Annotated in this window: 12 protein-coding genes and 2 pseudogenes; 7 read left to right on the forward strand and 7 right to left on the reverse strand. The window is 53.8% G+C overall.

Going from position 1 to position 15,964, the window contains the following annotated elements:
* Nucleotides 1-17: 17 nt before the first annotated feature.
* Nucleotides 18-425: a hypothetical protein gene (locus tag RC74_RS00595; protein WP_039003311.1), complete on the forward strand. Its 408-nt coding sequence runs from the start codon at nt 18-20 to the stop codon at nt 423-425.
* 6 nt (nt 426-431) lie between these two features.
* Here the strand turns inward: RC74_RS00595 and RC74_RS00600 are convergent, their stop codons facing one another.
* Nucleotides 432-1,787 carry an MATE family efflux transporter gene (locus RC74_RS00600; RefSeq protein WP_039003310.1) on the reverse strand — a complete coding sequence of 452 codons (1,356 nt, stop codon included), beginning with the start codon at nt 1,785-1,787 and terminating at the stop codon, nt 432-434.
* A gap of 166 nt (nt 1,788-1,953) precedes the next feature.
* Here RC74_RS00600 and RC74_RS22465 point away from each other — a divergent pair, with 166 nt between their 5' ends.
* Nucleotides 1,954-2,340: a DUF1761 domain-containing protein gene (locus RC74_RS22465; RefSeq protein ID WP_039003309.1), complete on the forward strand. Its 387-nt coding sequence runs from the start codon at nt 1,954-1,956 to the stop codon at nt 2,338-2,340.
* A 150-nt stretch (nt 2,341-2,490) separates the two neighbouring features.
* On the forward strand, nt 2,491-4,452 hold the full coding sequence (gene parE / locus RC74_RS00610) for a DNA topoisomerase IV subunit B (protein WP_039003308.1): 1,962 nt from the start codon (nt 2,491-2,493) through the stop codon (nt 4,450-4,452).
* 152 nt (nt 4,453-4,604) lie between these two features.
* Here the strand turns inward: parE and RC74_RS21505 are convergent.
* The 5 genes and pseudogenes from RC74_RS21505 to proS form a co-directional block, all read right to left on the reverse strand.
* Nucleotides 4,605-5,563 (reverse strand): IS630 family transposase gene (locus RC74_RS21505; protein WP_156477400.1). Its coding sequence is split into 2 segments (ribosomal slippage): nt 4,605-5,219 and nt 5,222-5,563, totalling 957 coding nucleotides; the frame shifts between segments, so codons are not numbered across the junction.
* 65 nt (nt 5,564-5,628) lie between these two features.
* Complete coding sequence (locus RC74_RS00625) at nt 5,629-6,225, reverse strand: AbiU2 domain-containing protein (RefSeq protein ID WP_039000145.1); 597 nt, start codon at nt 6,223-6,225, stop codon at nt 5,629-5,631.
* A gap of 236 nt (nt 6,226-6,461) precedes the next feature.
* Nucleotides 6,462-7,136, reverse strand: coding sequence for an ABC transporter ATP-binding protein (locus tag RC74_RS00630; RefSeq protein WP_039000146.1), 675 nt, complete (start codon nt 7,134-7,136; stop codon nt 6,462-6,464).
* Nucleotides 7,129-8,414 (reverse strand): annotated as a pseudogene (locus RC74_RS00635) (lipoprotein-releasing ABC transporter permease subunit). The gene RC74_RS00630 and the pseudogene RC74_RS00635 overlap by 8 nt, the downstream one beginning before the upstream one ends.
* 140 nt (nt 8,415-8,554) lie before the next feature.
* On the reverse strand, nt 8,555-9,892 hold the full coding sequence (gene proS, locus RC74_RS00640) for a proline--tRNA ligase (protein ID WP_039000147.1): 1,338 nt from the start codon (nt 9,890-9,892) through the stop codon (nt 8,555-8,557).
* A 175-nt stretch (nt 9,893-10,067) separates the two neighbouring features.
* Here proS and RC74_RS00645 point away from each other — a divergent pair.
* The 4 genes and pseudogenes from RC74_RS00645 to RC74_RS00660 all read left to right on the forward strand — a co-directional run bounded on the left by RC74_RS00645 (nt 10,068) and on the right by RC74_RS00660 (nt 15,637).
* Nucleotides 10,068-11,161: pseudogene (locus RC74_RS00645) on the forward strand (AI-2E family transporter).
* Nucleotides 11,139-11,831, forward strand: a complete 693-nt coding sequence (locus RC74_RS00650; RefSeq protein WP_039000150.1) for an HdaA/DnaA family protein — start codon at nt 11,139-11,141, stop codon at nt 11,829-11,831. Before RC74_RS00645 ends, RC74_RS00650 begins: the two are co-directional and overlap by 23 nt.
* A 39-nt stretch (nt 11,832-11,870) precedes the next feature.
* On the forward strand, nt 11,871-14,045 hold the full coding sequence (locus tag RC74_RS00655) for an RNA degradosome polyphosphate kinase (RefSeq protein ID WP_039000151.1): 2,175 nt from the start codon (nt 11,871-11,873) through the stop codon (nt 14,043-14,045).
* A gap of 50 nt (nt 14,046-14,095) precedes the next feature.
* Nucleotides 14,096-15,637, forward strand: a complete 1,542-nt coding sequence (locus tag RC74_RS00660) for a Ppx/GppA family phosphatase (RefSeq protein ID WP_039000155.1) — start codon at nt 14,096-14,098, stop codon at nt 15,635-15,637.
* Here RC74_RS00660 and RC74_RS00665 read toward each other — a convergent pair.
* Nucleotides 15,634-15,948 carry a hypothetical protein gene (locus RC74_RS00665; RefSeq protein WP_039000156.1) on the reverse strand — a complete coding sequence of 105 codons (315 nt, stop codon included), beginning with the start codon at nt 15,946-15,948 and terminating at the stop codon, nt 15,634-15,636. The genes RC74_RS00660 and RC74_RS00665 overlap by 4 nt on opposite strands.
* Between the last annotated feature and the right edge of the window lie 16 nt (nt 15,949-15,964).

The raw sequence follows: 15,964 nt of genomic DNA on the forward strand, positions 1-15,964 counted from the left end.
GAGTGAAGGATATCTAAATGGCTGGTGAGCTGCCCGAGTTTTACTTCCGAATCCGTGAAAACGGGGCTGCGGTTTTTCGTGTTGATACGGAAAACCGCCAGCGGCGCATCGAGATGGATCAAATCGCCGTGGTTAACGTGCGCAATGGCGAGATAAAACCCCACGGGGATCGGCCTTTGTCGGACCCCGAGAAGGCCGCGATCACCCAATGGCTCTCGGATCGGCGCAGCCTGCTGGCGCAACGCGATATCGATGATATCCACCGCGCGGTGGATTACCTCAACATCACCACGCAATGGGTTCAGAGCAAAGCAACGGATGAGAATCTCGACGATATCACCGATACGCTCTTGCTCGCGATGCATGATCTGCGCACGGTTTTGGTGCGCAAAAAGGCCGACCGCATCCTAAAAGGGCGCGGCTAACAGCTTCTAGGCTTGCCCGATTTTCACCGACCGCATCCAAAACCGCATCGTCAGCAATACAGCCGCCGCCGACAGGCCGATCACAAGGCCGCCCCAAACGCCCTGCGCGCCATAGCCCATGACGGTGCCCAAATAATAACTCGCGGGCGCGCCCAAGCCCCAGTAGGACAAAACCGCGATCCACATCGGAATCCGCGCGTCCTGAAGACCCCGCAGCAAGCCAAGCGACATGACTTGCAAACTGTCCGCCACCTGAAAAATCCCCGCCAGTAGCAACAGACCCGTGCCCATAACGATGATTTCACCGCGCAAAGGATCGTCAGGCGCAATAAAAGCACCGACCAAAAACTCTGGGTACAGCACAAAAAGCGCCACCCCAAACAACGACAGAATAAACGAGGCCAGCGTCGCCACCAGCGCGCCACGGCGCAAATGCGCTTCATCACGGATGCCGTAAGCACGGCCCGCACGGATCGTCGCCGCGGCTGACAGGCCAAGATGCACCATGAAAACCGCGCCCGCCATCTGCAGCGCAATCCCGTGTGCCGCCAGTTGAATCGTCCCCAACCAACCGATCATCAGGGTCGCAAGGTTAAACAAGCCAACCTCCGCCAAACTGGTGATCCCAATCGGTGTCCCAAGGCGCACAACTTCGCGAAAAGCTTCCCAATCGGGCCGCCAAAACCGCACGAATAATTCATGCTCGGGCAATTTGCGGATCGCATAAAGCCCCATATAAATCAGCAAAAGCGCGTTCACCCCAAGGGAGGCAATCGCCGCCCCGCGAATCCCCAACTCTGGCGCGCCAAAGTTGCCGAAAATGAACGCGTAATTCATCACGATATTCAAACCCACGGCCGCAAGCGACGCATAAAAAACCGCGTTCGCCCGTTCCAGCGCCGAAAGATACATCCGCAAAACCGTCGCCAAAAGCGCGAGCAACATCCCCGGTGCCGAGATGCGCAAGTAGGATTGCGCCGCCAGTGACAGCTCGGGGTCCTGCCCCGCCGCAATCAAAATCGGCGCGGAATAAATCATCGGAATCATCACAACGACCGAGAAAAACCCGACCGCCCACATGCCCATGCGCGTTACACGGCGAATTTGCACTGGATCACCCTGCGAATCTGCGGCCGCCACGAGGGGCACAACCGCGCCCGCGAAACCACTGCCCAGAATGAACAGAATAAACGCAAACGACGTGCCCAAAACACCCGCCGCCAGCGCATCCACAGAATACCATCCCAGCATCAGCGTGTCGGTCATATGGACCGCAAACTGCGCAAGTTGACTACCAATGAGGGGCAAACCAAGGACGACGATTGCACGCATATGCGCGCCGTATGACATTTCTTTAAGCATGAATTTCGCTTACGCCTGTTTTCTGAGCAATGCAAGAATGGAGAGGTGTAAAATTCCACCCTCACGTCACCATAGGGCGAACTTACGAATACTTTATGCGTTTTCGACATTTTGTGGCACAATTTCGCCACGCGTAACAAATGCATACATAAAAACAGGAGCAAAAATGCAGGAAATTTTTTCGGGCGTAAGTTGGGCCGCCGTTTTTGTCGGAGCAATCGTTTCCTTTGTTGTTGGCTGGCTTTGGTATTCCCCCAAACTCTTTGGCGTCAAATGGGCCGAAGGTGTTGGCGTTAAATTGGGGGATTCATCGGAAATGCCCAAAGTCGCGATGATCAGCCAAGCCCTCGGCCTCTTTCTCATGAGTTGGTTTGTTGCCGTCACCGCCGCCTCCGACGCCCTCCTCACCGTCATCCTCGCAACTCTCGCCTTCACCGTGATGGGCTATGCCAACGGTGCCTTCGCGCAACACTCCGACTACGCCCGCAAAGTGAACGCTGGCTACTGGCTGGTCGCGCTTGTCATCATGGTTATCTGTAACGGCATCTTCTAAACGCGCGGCTTCCCCTTCGCGGGGAGGCCAACAGACACGCTTGCCATAAATGAAGGCCCGTTTGTACAAAATCACCGCGCTACCGCTTGCTTGCTCCGCATCCCAATGTCACAATAGCCAGCAACCAAAATCAAAAATGAGCAGCGCATCATGGCAAACGACCTTCTTTCTGGCTCCGTTCCTGAAAAAGAATACGACGCCTCTTCCATCCAAATCCTTGAGGATATGGAGCACGTGCGCCTGCGCCCTGGCATGTATATCGGCGGTATCGACGAGCGCGCCTTCCACCACCTCGTCGCCGAAATCGTCGACAACTCGATGGACGAAGCGGTCGCGGGCCACGCCACCCGCATTGAGGTCGAACTCCACGCCGACCACTCGGTCACCATCCGCGACAACGGTCGTGGCATCCCGATTGATCCCCACCCCAAAGACCCGACAAAAACCGCCCTCGAAATCATCTTCTGTACCCTCAACGCAGGCGGCAAATTCGGCGGCGACGCCTATGAGACCTCGGGCGGCCTGCACGGGGTTGGCTCCTCTGTGGTCAACGCCCTCTCCGATCACCTGCGTGTTGAAGTCGCCAAAAACCGCGAACTCTACGCGATGGAATTTTCCCGCGGCGTCCCCCAAGGCCCGATCCAGAAAATCGGTGCCGCCCCCAATCGCCGAGGCACCTCCGTCACCTTCCACCCCGACGCCGACATCTTCGGCAGCCAGAAATTCAAACCCAAACGCCTGTTCCAAATGGCCCGCTCCAAAGCCTACCTCTTTTCAGGCGTTGAAATCCGTTGGAAATCCGAAGTCGACGATGGCGAAACCCCACTCGAAGCCTCCTTCCACTTCCCCGGTGGCCTCGCGGATTATCTCAACGAAACCCTCGGCACCTCCTCCACCTACGCCGACGCGCCCTTCGCAGGCAAAGTCACCTTTCAAGAAAAATTCGGCGTTCCCGGCTCCGTGGAATGGGCCGTCAACTGGACCCCCGCCCGCGACGGCTTCATCCAATCCTACACCAACACGGTCCCAACCCCCGAAGGCGGCACCCACGTCGCCGGTTTCTGGGCCGCCCTCCTCAAAGGCATCCGCGCCTACGGCGAACTGGTGAACAACAAAAAGGCCGCGCAAATCACCCGCGAAGACCTGATGTCTGGTGCCTGCGCCCTCGTCTCCTGCTTTATCCGCGACCCGCAATTCGTCGGCCAAACCAAAGACCGCCTCTCCACCGAAGCCGCCCATAAAATGGTCGAAAACTCGGTCCGCGATCACTTCGATAACTGGCTCGCCAACGACACAAAAGCCGCAGGCGCGATCCTCGACTACCTCGTGCTGCGCGCCGAAGAACGCCTCCTGCGCCGTCAGGAAAAAGAGACCCAACGCAAAACCGCGACCAAAAAACTCCGCCTCCCCGGTAAACTCACCGACTGTTCCTCCAACTCCCGCGAAGGCACCGAGCTTTTCATCGTGGAAGGGGACTCTGCGGGTGGCTCCGCCAAAATGGCGCGCAATCGCAAAACCCAAGCCCTCCTGCCCCTCAAGGGTAAAATCCTCAACGTCCTCGGCGCGGCCTCCAATAAAATCGGCACCAACGCCGAAATCAGCGACCTAGCTCAAGCCCTCGGCGTCGGCCTCGGCACCAAATTCAACCTCGACGATCTGCGCTATGAGAAGATCATCATCATGACCGATGCGGACGTCGACGGCGCCCATATCGCGGCCCTCCTGATGACGTTCTTCTTCACCCAAATGCGCCCGATGATCGACGCAGGCCACCTCTACCTCGCCTGCCCGCCCTTGTTCCGCATCGTCCAAGGCTCCGAGCGCCTCTATTGCCTCGACGAAGCCGAGAAAAACGCCGCCCTCGAAAAAGGTATCGGTGGCAAAGGCCAAATCAAAATCTCCCGCTTTAAGGGCCTCGGCGAGATGGACGCAAAAGACCTAAAAGACACCACAATGAACCCCCTCACCCGCAAACTCATCCGCGTCACCATCGACGAAGACGAACCCGGCGAAACCGCCGACCTCGTCGAGCGTCTAATGGGCAAAAAACCCGAAATGCGGTTCCAGTATATTCAGGAGAATGCACGGTTTGTTGAGGAGCTGGATGTTTAGGGTTCACTATTTCTAAGCCAGTTAGGTCTTTGAACATTACCCATTTCGCGAAGTGCTCCATGGTCTCTTTCCTTTAGAGCCTTTTCTGTTGCGTCTTGCCGTTCACGTTCCAATTGAACTCCGTCGAAAAGTATCTCTAAAGCATCGAGCTTTTAACTTGATCCGTATCCCGCCTCACAAAAGAAGTTCCAGCATTCGTCTGGCGTGAAGAGATTGCAAATTTTGGCGAGGGCATCGAACATCTGGTCAAATGTTCTGGCTCCGATCCTTCGAAGGTGGGCTTTGAGTTTTGAGAAGGCCATTTCAATGGGGTTGAGATCGGGTGAGTACGGCGGCAGGTAGAGGAACCAGCACCCGACTTCCCGCAAGGCTTCTGCAGCCGCCTTGTTGTAATGGGTGGCAAGGTTGTCGCAAATGACGACAGTGCCTGGTCGCAGTTCCGGGGCAAGGACATTGCGGACGTAGACTTCAAACGCCTCACCATCCATCGCCCCCTTGATGACCCATGGTGCAATCAGGTTATCTTGCGTCAGGCCTGCAATGAACGTCTGAGTGCCCCACGCCCCAAACGGTGCGTCCATTTCCAGACGCTTTCCGCATAGACTGCGCCCACGTAGTCGGGTCAGATTGGTTTTTACTGACGTCTCGTCTATGAAGACGAGCCGTTCAGGATGCGCTTGCATTGCCGGAATACGGTACCGGAACCAGTCCCGACGACGCAGCTTCACATGGGCGCGGAGCCGCTCGGTGGCCACCAGTGACTTTTTTTGTACGTGTAACCAAGTTTGCGCAGGAACCGTCCGATAGATGCAGAATGGGCAACAACACCCGTGGCGGCCTTCAGCGCTCCGGCCAGTTCTGGCAGTGTGATGTCACCATCCTGCGCGACCAACTCTACAAGAAACTCACGGTGGAGCGCGAGCTTTCCGTGTCCTTTTGGTCGCCCTTGGACATCCGGTGTGGCATTGCCTCGCTCACGGATTCTGCGAAGCCAGCGAACGCCCGTGGCCGCCGAAACCTTCAAACGCGCCGCCGCCGCACGACCGCTCAACCCTTCCTCAATGTACTCTTGAAACCGCGCCCGAAGCGCCATCGGTAATGCTGCTGACATGATCCATCCTCCCAACCAGAGTGAATCACAAAACTGAACTCAACGGAATCCTATCGATTCAATATTTAAGCTCGACGCTTTAGAACTCGAAACTCGTCTTCTAAAGGGAGTAGTGCATCCCAATCGCTGTCGGTTTCAAGAAAAACACGGGTGAAAAAACAAAAAGTGTCTTCAATTTCGCGAAGGGCAGCAATTATTTCCTCGGAAGTAACCCCATCAATTTGTTCAGCGTTCACAGCAACGTTTAAGTCTGAATGAGCCAAAACTTTATTTCTAAGCCGCCGACATCCAATTGCAGTCTTCTCGAGAGCTGCAATTCTTCTTCTCATATCTTCCTTGTCGCTTCCATCCGGAAGGAATTCGAACCATTGAAGAAGGCTTAGATTGTCATTTCGGCCATTTTTAATAGGATCTAGCAAGCGGCAAATACCCAAAATAACTTCCCGAAAAAGGCTTTTTTCCACTACGTGAAAAAAAATCGGTAAAACATTATTCAGCAATTCGACTCTCTCTGGCGAACCAACAAAAAAGTTCTGAAAAAATCTCCACTTTATCTTCAAATTAATAAACGAGTTCGAAACATAGTAATACGCCTCACCATGTTCCTTTCCCAATTTATTGACAAGATTTGCCCGTACTTCGGCTGGTGTAAAACTCGTCATAATTTGGTCCTTTCGATGGTCGGGCAAAATCAAATCAAGTGGCCGCCCCGTTGTGGAACGTGGCTGTCATATCGCACCGTTCGAAACAACCACCCCGTATCAAATCCGAAGGCATGGCGCGCGCTCCAACAGCACCCTGTTCACATTAACGCATCCTTAATCCGCACGCCGCAGCAAGAAACCCTTCATTCCACTTTAAAAACTTTAAAAACAGGCCAGAATCGACTTTAAAAACTTTAAACAAGTCGCCCATTTTCCAGCCGAACGATCCGATCCATCCGTGCCGCCAACTCAGGATTATGCGTCGCAATCACCGCCGACAATCCTTCATCCCGCGCCAAAGTCATCAAGGCTTCAAACACAACTTCCGCCGTTTCAGGGTCCAAATTCCCCGTCGGTTCATCCGCCAGCAAAAGCTTCGGCGCATTCGCCAAAGCGCGGCAAAACGCAACCCGCTGCTGCTCCCCGCCCGACAGTTCCGCAGGCCGATGCCCCGCCCGCGCCGCGAGTCCGACACTCTCCAAAAGCGCAAGCCCCCGCGCCTCCGCAGCCCCTTGTGAAGTCCCATTAACTAACTGAGGTAAAACGATATTTTCCAAAGCCGAGAACTCAGGTAGCAAGTGATGGAATTGATAAACGAACCCAACTTCGGCCCGCCGAATCCCCGTCCGACGCCGCTCCGAAAGCCCCGCCACGTCCTGCCCCGCAATCCGCACCACGCCGCCATTCGCAGAGTCCAAAAGACCCGCAATATGCAGCAAAGTCGACTTCCCAGCCCCCGAAGGCGCCACAAGCGCCACAACCTCGCCCCGCGTAATTTTCAGGTCCGCACCAGACAACACATTGATCTGATTGGGTTTCCCAGTGTGGTAAGATTTCTCAATCCCAACAAGTTCCAAAACATCACTCATACCGTAACGCCTCCACAGGGTTCATTCGCGCAGCCCGACGAGCCGGAAAAATCGTTACAATACAAGACAGTATGAGCGATAACGAAACCGCCTTCACCACATCCTGCCACATCAATTTCGCAGGTAATTTATAGATACCCCGAACCGAAGCATCCCAAACATCCCCCCCGAAGCCCCGTTCACAAAGGCCAAAATCTGGTCGAAATAAAGCGCGAATAAACACCCTAAAATGACACCCAAAATCGTCCCGATAACACCGACTAAAGCCCCGCAAATAAAGAATATTCTCATCACGGACCCTTCGGTCAAACCCATGGTCCTCAAGATACCAATATCGCGCCCTTTGTTCTTCACAAGCATCACCAAACCCGACACAATATTCAGGCTCGCGATCAAAACCAGCACCGCCATCAGTACAAACATCACCGTGTCCTCAATCGCCAAGGCCCGTAAAAACCCGCCCGACCGATCTCGCCAAGACCACAACAACGTCCGCTCTCCGCCCGCAGCCAACAGCGCAGGCGTCATGTCATCCACGCCCTCTGGATCAACGACCATGACCTCCAATTCATCTGCTACACCTTCCCGATTAAAGAAGCTTTGCGCCTCTTCAAACGGAAGGTAAACTCGAACGTTATCAATGTCATAGCGCCCAGCCGAGAAGACATAAACGACCTCGTAAACGTTCACCCGAGGGCTGGTTCCAAAGGCCGTTTTCACCCCATTTGGCGAGATCAACGTAATCGCATCCCCCACATCGAGGTTCAAAGTACGGGCCATCTCTCGACCAATCGCGATCCCCTCATCAAACTGCGCAATGTCCCCAATCGATGTTTCAGGATTGGCAATACGAGGAATACCCGCGAAATCGTCGGCCGAAATCCCAAAAACCTGAGCGCCGGTATTTTGATCACCGCTATTCGCCATGACATTGCCACGCACCAAGGGCGCAACGCGCGTCACACCGGGAACATTAGCAATGGCTTCGGCACGCGCGGCATAATCGGGCATCACGCGACTGGATTGCCCCAAATCGTTGATTTCTTCTGAGTTATAGACAGTCACATGCGCGTTTGACCCAAGGATCGTATCAACGAATTCTGCGCGGAACCCTGCCCGAACCGCCATTGTGATAATGAGGGCGGCGACGGCGAGCAAAATGCCGACAAGACTGATCCACGTCATTACACTGACGCCACCGTCTGAACGGCGCGCCCGCAAATAACGCCACGCGATCATCCATTCAAATCGGGAAAAAGGGGCAGTTTGGTGCGCCACAGGCAGCTCCTTGTTGATTGGGCGGACTTTGGGCGGAAGGTTGCAAACCGTCAAGTTTAAACCGTAAATCGGCAATATCCGGCTTGAAATTGCCGCAAATGTGAAACGCCCCAAGTGGTGGGGCGCTTCTGTATCGTCGCTTAAAGTGCCGCGTAAATCGCGATGACGCGCGCGATAGCTTCTTCTGGAGTGACTTCTTCGCTTTCACCGGTTTTACGGCTGGTCAGTTCCACAACACCATTTTTCAAGCCGCGCGGCCCAACCGTAATCCGCCAAGGCAGACCGATAAGATCCATTGTCGCAAATTTTCCGCCAGCGCGCTCTTTGCGATCATCATAGAGGGGGTCGAGACCGGCTTTCTGGAAGGCCTTATAAAGCGCTTCACAAGCGGCATCAGCTTCGTCATCGCCCTGCTTGAGGTTCACGATACCAACATGGAATGGCGTCACGCCTTCCGGCCAGATGATGCCTTTATCGTCATGACTTGCCTCAATGATCGCGCCCAAAAGACGGCTCACGCCAATTCCGTGACTGCCCATATGGACGGGCACTTGCTTTTGATCCGCGTTGACAACTGTCGCGCCCATGCTCTCGGAGTATTTGGTGCCGAAGTAGAAAATCTGCCCCACTTCGATGCCCCGTGCAGTGCGGCGACGCTCCTCAGGAACCGAGTTGAATAAATCTTCATCATGGGTTTCATCGGTGCGGGCGTATCGCGAAGTGAATTCCTGCAACACGGCTTCGCATTCGGCCACATTGTCGAAATCAACTTCGCGATCCCCGAACGACAGATCGGTGACCTCGCTGTCATAGAAAACTTCGCTCTCGCCAGTGTCCGCCAAGACGAGAAACTCATGGGTATAATCGCCGCCAATCGGCCCGCCGTCGGCGCGCATCGGGATGGCTTTGAGGCCCATGCGCTCGTAACTACGCAAGTAACTCACAAGATGACGGTTATAGGCGTGCAACGCATCTTCCTTGCTCAAATCGAACGTGTACCCGTCTTTCATGAGGAACTCGCGTCCGCGCATCACGCCAAAACGGGGGCGAATTTCGTCGCGGAACTTCCACTGAATTTGATAGAGCGTAAGGGGTAAGTCTTTGTAACTATTGACATGGCTGCGGAAAATATCCGTCACCGCTTCCTCATTCGTGGGACCATAAAGCATGTCCCGCCCGTGGCGATCCTGAACGCGCAGCATCTCTTCGCCGTAATCATCATAGCGACCACTTTCACGCCACAAATCTGCGGGTTGAAGGGTGCTCATAAGAATCGGAATGTGGCCTGCTTTTGCCTGCTCTTCGTGCACGATATTCTCGATATTGCGCAGAACTTTGAGGCCCAGAGGCAGCCAGCTGTAAATCCCAGCGGCCGTTTGCTTGATCATCCCTGCACGCAGCATAAAGCGGTGGCTCACGATTTGTGCCTCGGCGGGGGTCTCTTTGAGGACGGGCATAAAGTAACGAGAAAGACGCATGTGTAGGCCCTTTTGGCAAATTTTCGGTCTTTTATCCTCTATGCCAAACCGCGCACACGTTCAATGGGGCAAGGTGATCCGCGGTGTAATTGCCATGCAATATCGTTAAAAGGTCTGAAACACTTGAAACCATTGGGGCAATGCGCAACATAGGGCGAAACACAAAGGATTTCCAATGGCGCTCTCGAGTTCTCAACAGTTCAAGTATTGGTCCATCGCTTTGGCGGTTTTTCTCGTCGTTCTTTGGTCCCTTGGGAATGTGCTGCTGCCCTTTCTCTTAGGGGGGCGATTGCGTATTTCCTTGATCCGGTTGCGGATCGACTTGAAAGATTAGGCTGTTCAAGAGTCATTGCCACAGCGATTATTACTCTCGTGTCTCTTTTTGTCTTTGTGGTGATGGCGCTCCTCATTATTCCGACTTTAGTTATCCAAGTCAGTGAACTCATTGGCAAAGTCCCCGAATATTTCAACAATATCAGAGATTTTATAACCAACAAGTTCCCCGATATTGCCAATAGTGAAAGTACGATCCGCCAATCGCTAAACTCCCTAAGCGAAGCCGTGAAATCCAAGGGTGGAGCATTGATTGAGGGCGCTTTTGCCTCGGCGCTCTCTTTGGTGAACATCATTGTGCTTTTAGTTTTGGTGCCCGTCGTTGCGTTTTATTTGCTCCTTGATTGGGATAATATGACCGCAAAAATCGACGCGCTTTTGCCACGTGACCACGCACCAACCATTCGTCATTTGGCCAGCGAAATCGACAGGACGCTCGCGAGCTTCATTCGCGGCCAAGGCACGGTATGCCTCATTTTAGGAACGTATTACGCCATTGCTTTGATGCTTGCGGGATTGCAATTTGGCCTTGTGGCTGGTTCCGTCGCTGGAATGCTTACCTTTATTCCCTATGTTGGCGCGCTTGTCGGCGGTGGTCTGGCTATTGGTCTGGCGCTCTTTCAGTTTTGGGGCGAATGGGGTTCCATCGCCACTGTCGCGATCATCTTTGCGATAGGTCAGGTCGTTGAGGGCAATATCCTCACGCCAAAATTGGTCGGCTCCTCGGTGGGCCTACACCCCGTCTGGCTCATCTTTGCGCTTTCTGTTTTTGGCACCTTGTTTGGATTTGTCGGCATGCTTATCGCCGTTCCTGTTGCTGCCTCAATCGGGGTCGTGACGCGATTTGGGATCAAAGGGTACACCCAAAGCTATCTGTACCAAGGCACTGAAATTTCCAATAAAGAGCCTGAAAATGCCTCGCCAACTGACACTTAACCTTCCGGTAAGGACGGCCCTTGGGCGCGAGGATTTCTTCGTTTCCCCCTCCAACGCCCATGCTCTGGAGACCCTAAGTGCGCCAACAGATTGGCCCTTGGGCAAGATCGTGCTGTGTGGTGAAACTGGATCCGGGAAAACCCATTTGGCGCACGTCTGGGCGGAGCAAACGCAGGCACAAATCCTTCAGGCGTGCGATCTGGAGGCCTCAAACATCGAGCAACTCGCACGCGCCCCCCTTGCACTTGAGGACGCAGATCAGATCGCTCAAGATGGCGAACGCGAAACCCTGTTGTTTCATCTGCACAACCTAATCCTTGCGAATGGACATTTCCTGTTACTCACGGCGCGCACCGCTCCAAGCCGTTGGAATATCGCCCTACCTGACCTCAAAAGCCGGATGGAGGGGACTGCTGTCGTGCAACTTCAAGCTCCCGACGACATGCTCCTCACGGTGGTCTTGCTCAAGCATTTCAACGATCGCCAATTGCACGTCGCCCCCGAGGTCGTCGACTATATCATCAAACGTATCCCACGCTCGCTCGGGTTTATTGGCGAGCTGTGCGTCGCCCTCGATCAAACCGCCCTTTCTGAAAAGCGCGCGATCACCCGCCCACTGGTCGCCAAGGTGTTGGATGTTCTGGACAAAAACCACACAACTGGCGCATAACTTCATCATAGCGTCATAAAACTCCCTTAGGTCGTCCGTATGAATGAATGTGATTTCTTAACCGCGCCCTTTCCCGCGCCCGTGCCCCTAGATCCGCAGGATTTTATGGGTCCTCGCCGTTTTTTCAATCGGGAGCTGTCGTGGCTCGCGTTCAATTGGCGTGTCCTCGAGGAAGCTGAGAACCCCAATGTTCCCCTCCTTGAGCGGCTCAGATTTCTGTCGATTTCGGCGACCAACCTCGACGAATTTTACACGGTACGTGTCGCCGGTCTGCGCGAATTGGCGCTAGCGGGAAATACCACCCCCGCCGCTGATGGACGCAGCCCTGCGGATCAACTGGTTTTGATTCACAAAGACGCGCGTGAGTTGTTGAACAAACAACAGGAAACGTGGATTTCTCTCCAAAGTGAGATGGTACAGGAAGGCATTTTGGTTCTCAAAAACAGCGAGCTTTCTGCTGAGGACAAGAAATACCTAAAGGTCTATTTTATCGATCAGGTTTTTCCTGTTCTTTCGCCACTCGCCATCGATCCCGCGCACCCGTTCCCTTTCATTGCGAACACGGGCTTCTCGCTTGCGCTGCAACTTGAAAGCAAAGAAAATGGTCGGACCCTCAAAGCGCTCCTGCCTGTTCCAGGTCAAATCAAACGGTTTATCTCCCTGCCAAGTGAAGACGGGCAATATCGATTCCTACCCATGGAGGAGCTGCTCCTCTTACATTTAGACAGCCTCTTTCCCGGATACATGGCCAAAGGAAGCTGTGTTTTCCGTGTCCTGCGTGATAGCGACCTTGAGGTCGAGGACGAGGCCGAAGACTTGGTCCGCGAATTTGAAGTGGCTCTAAAAAGGCGCCGCAGAGGTGAGGTAATTCGCCTTAAAATCTCGAACGGAGCACCAAAGGCCCTGAGCAAACTCATCACCGACGAGCTTCACGTCTCCTATGACGAAGTCGTTGAAACAGAAGGGCTTTTGGGGGCGTCCGACCTCGCAGAGTTGGTGATAGACGAGCGCCCAGACCTCTTGTGGCCAAGCTTCACGCCGCGTGTTCCCGAACGGGTTCAGGACCATGACGGCAATATGTTTGCGGCGATCCGTCAAAAAGACATGCTCCTGCATCACCCTTACGAAACCTTCGACATGGTCGTGCGCTTCCTTGATCAAGCCGCCCGCGATCCTGATGTTGTGGCCATAAAACAAACCCTCTATCGCACAAGCCGCGAATCCCCAATCGTTGAAGCGCTCTGCGAAGCGGCCGATATGGGGAAATCCGTCACCGCCTTTGTCGAGCTAAAAGCCCGCTTTGACGAAGCCGCAAACATCCGCCAATCTCGCCGCCTAGAGCGCGCAGGGGCCCATGTTGTATATGGTTTCATCAACTATAAAACCCACGCGAAAATCAGCATTGTTGTGCGGCGTGAAGGCGACCAGCTTGTCACCTATACGCATTATGGCACTGGCAACTATCATCCGATTACGGCCCGAATTTACACGGATTTGTCGTTTTTCACCTGCGACCGTGCGCTCGGAAGTGACGCAACAAAAGTCTTCAATTACCTTTCCGGATACGCGCAACCTGTCGGGTTGGAAAACCTTTCGATCTCCCCGCTTTCCCTAAAATCCACGCTGCTTGAAAAAATCGCGCGTGAAGCGAAATTCGCGCAAGAGGGCAAAACAGGGGAAATTTGGGCCAAGATGAACTCGGTGGTTGATCCGGACGTCATTGACGCGCTTTATGCCGCCTCACAGGCGGGCGTGAAGGTTAGTCTTGTTGTGCGCGGAATCTGTGGATTACGGCCGGGAATCAAAGGGTTGTCCGAAAATATTCGGGTAAAATCTATTGTCGGTCGTTTTTTGGAGCATTCTCGAATTGTTTGTTTTGGGAATGGCCACGGCCTCCCCAGCAAAAAAGCCGAAGTCTATATTTCCTCCGCGGATTGGATGGGGCGCAACCTTGTGCGGCGCGTTGAAACTCTGGTTCAAATCACTAACGCGACAGTAAAGGCCCAGATTGTGAGCCAAATCATGGCCGCGAATATGGCGGATGTGGCGCAGAGTTGGATTTTGGCACCCGATGGGTCCTACACGCGCCCACCCCATGAAGGAGGCGGGATATCCTTCAACTGTCACCGCTTCTTTATGGAGAATCCCTCGCTTTCAGGCAGGGGCAAAGCTGGGGCCGCAGATGTCCCAGAATTGGCGCATTCCAAAGATTGACAATATGCATATTCTAAAGGCAAGGTGCCTAAGAATTGAAGGAGACACACATGAGTGACGTCGATTTGGCCGAAGATCTCTGGGGCCCATTTGGACGACCACTTTTCGAGTCCCCCTCTGCACATGCGCTAAGGCGTGTAGGGGTGGTTGATGTTGGGTCAAACTCAGTTCGGCTTGTTGTTTTTGACGGCGCGGCGCGCAGCCCTGCTTACTTCTACAACGAAAAAATTATGTGTGGCCTTGGGGCCGGGCTCGGCGAAACCGGCCGCCTAAATCCCGAAGGACGAAAACGTGCCCTCGCTGCAATCAAGCGTTTCCAGCGCCTTGCAGAGGGGATGAACATCGCACCGTTGACAGCCGTCGCCACGGCCGCGGTGCGAGAGGCGGAGGACGGCCCTGAGTTTCGGGAGGAGATAACTCGGGAAACTGGCCTCCGCCTATTTGTCATCGACGGAAAAGAAGAAGCTCGCCTTTCAGCACAGGGCGTCCTGCTCGGCTGGCCTGAAGCCAAAGGGCTGGTGTGTGACATTGGCGGCTCTTCGATGGAGCTTGCGGAACTGAAAGCCAGCGGCGTGGGCTATTGCGTTTCAAGCGACCTCGGCCCATTGAAACTCATGGGTTTCAAGACGAAAAAAAGCCAGAAGGCCCATATTAAATCCGTGATCGAAGACCTCCACAATCAAATGCCGATCACCGATAAGCGGCTTTTTCTCGTGGGAGGCTCTTGGCGGGCGATTGCGCGTTTAGACATGGAGCGGCGTAACTATCCACTTCCGGTTCTCCATGAATATCGGATGACACCAAGATCGGTACTCGATACAGCAAAATGGATTGCCGAAAACGATCTCGATGATTTGGCAAGCCGCACCAATACATCGTCCGAACGTATGGCGCTGGTTCCGATCGCGAGCCAAGTCCTCAAACAATTGCTAAAAACGTTCAAACCAAAAGAAATCGCTATTTCCAGCTATGGAATCCGCGAAGGTATGCTCTATGAGCAAATGCCAAAACGGGTGCGGCGCCGTGACCCTTTAATCGAAGCCTGCCGATCCGCGGAGGCCAAAGATGCGCGTTCCCCCGGGTTTGGCCGCGAATTGTATGACTTCATCATGCCTCTCTACAAATCTGCGCCCGAGGAAACCAAGCGACTCATTAAGGCGGCCTGTTTGCTTCATGATGTCAGTTGGCGCGCCCATCCGGATTTTCGCGGCGAGGTTTGTTTTGACAACACCACCCGCGCAAACCTAGGTGGTTTAAAACATCGCGAACGTATTTTTTTGGGGCTCGCCCTACTGCATCGCTACAAAAACAAAAGCGAAACGTCACGCTTTGCCCCCTTGTTTGAAATGCTCACACCAAAGCAAAAAACCGACGCCGAGACCTTGGGCAAAGCCATGCGATTTGGGGCGATGTTTTGGACCAAGCACCTGAATGCGGTTGCCAGTTTACGCTTTTACCCGAAGAAAAAAGAGTTGGTGCTGCATCTCGACCCCGAATATCAGGACTTGTTTGGGGAGGTTGCTGCTTCACGTTTCAATGCTTTGGCTTCAGCCCTAGAATCCAACGCCAGCGTGGAATTTTCTAAAGGTTAAAGTTCGATTTCCCCCTCCTTGAGAGGCCGAATACGACGGATGATAATGTCGCCGTTCGGCATTTTCTCGGGTGCTTCATAATTCCGGAAATCATCTATCATTTCAATGAGCTGCTGAACCTTTGGCCCAAGTTCATCGCTAAAGGTCTCAAAATCCTTCAAGGCAGGCTCGATTTGCGACAGCAATTCCTTGAACAATAGCTGCAACCCTTGCTCTAATAGATCAGCACCATCGGGTTCTCCTTGCGGTTCCGCTACACTTGGAAACGCAACAAAAGAGGCTGCAACAATGGCAAAACAAAAATGTCTCATGTTGTCACCCTAGCAA

Source organism: Falsihalocynthiibacter arcticus (assembly GCF_000812665.2).
GTDB classification, from domain to species: domain Bacteria; phylum Pseudomonadota; class Alphaproteobacteria; order Rhodobacterales; family Rhodobacteraceae; genus Falsihalocynthiibacter; species Falsihalocynthiibacter arcticus.

What these genes read in the sequence shown, in the direction of transcription:
- RC74_RS00600 (WP_039003310.1), bottom strand. Translation starts at nt 1,787, where the DNA reads ATGCTTAAAGAAATGTCATACGGCGCGCATATGCGTGCAATCGTCGTC.
- RC74_RS22465 (WP_039003309.1), top strand. Translation starts at nt 1,954, where the DNA reads ATGCAGGAAATTTTTTCGGGCGTAAGTTGGGCCGCCGTTTTTGTCGGA.
- RC74_RS00625 (WP_039000145.1), bottom strand. Translation starts at nt 6,225, where the DNA reads ATGACGAGTTTTACACCAGCCGAAGTACGGGCAAATCTTGTCAATAAA.
- parE (WP_039003308.1), top strand. Translation starts at nt 2,491, where the DNA reads ATGGCAAACGACCTTCTTTCTGGCTCCGTTCCTGAAAAAGAATACGAC.
- RC74_RS00665 (WP_039000156.1), bottom strand. Translation starts at nt 15,948, where the DNA reads ATGAGACATTTTTGTTTTGCCATTGTTGCAGCCTCTTTTGTTGCGTTT.
- RC74_RS00660 (WP_039000155.1), top strand. Translation starts at nt 14,096, where the DNA reads ATGAGTGACGTCGATTTGGCCGAAGATCTCTGGGGCCCATTTGGACGA.
- RC74_RS00630 (WP_039000146.1), bottom strand. Translation starts at nt 7,136, where the DNA reads ATGAGTGATGTTTTGGAACTTGTTGGGATTGAGAAATCTTACCACACT.
- RC74_RS00650 (WP_039000150.1), top strand. Translation starts at nt 11,139, where the DNA reads ATGCCTCGCCAACTGACACTTAACCTTCCGGTAAGGACGGCCCTTGGG.
- proS (WP_039000147.1), bottom strand. Translation starts at nt 9,892, where the DNA reads ATGCGTCTTTCTCGTTACTTTATGCCCGTCCTCAAAGAGACCCCCGCC.
- RC74_RS00595 (WP_039003311.1), top strand. Translation starts at nt 18, where the DNA reads ATGGCTGGTGAGCTGCCCGAGTTTTACTTCCGAATCCGTGAAAACGGG.
- RC74_RS00655 (WP_039000151.1), top strand. Translation starts at nt 11,871, where the DNA reads ATGAATGAATGTGATTTCTTAACCGCGCCCTTTCCCGCGCCCGTGCCC.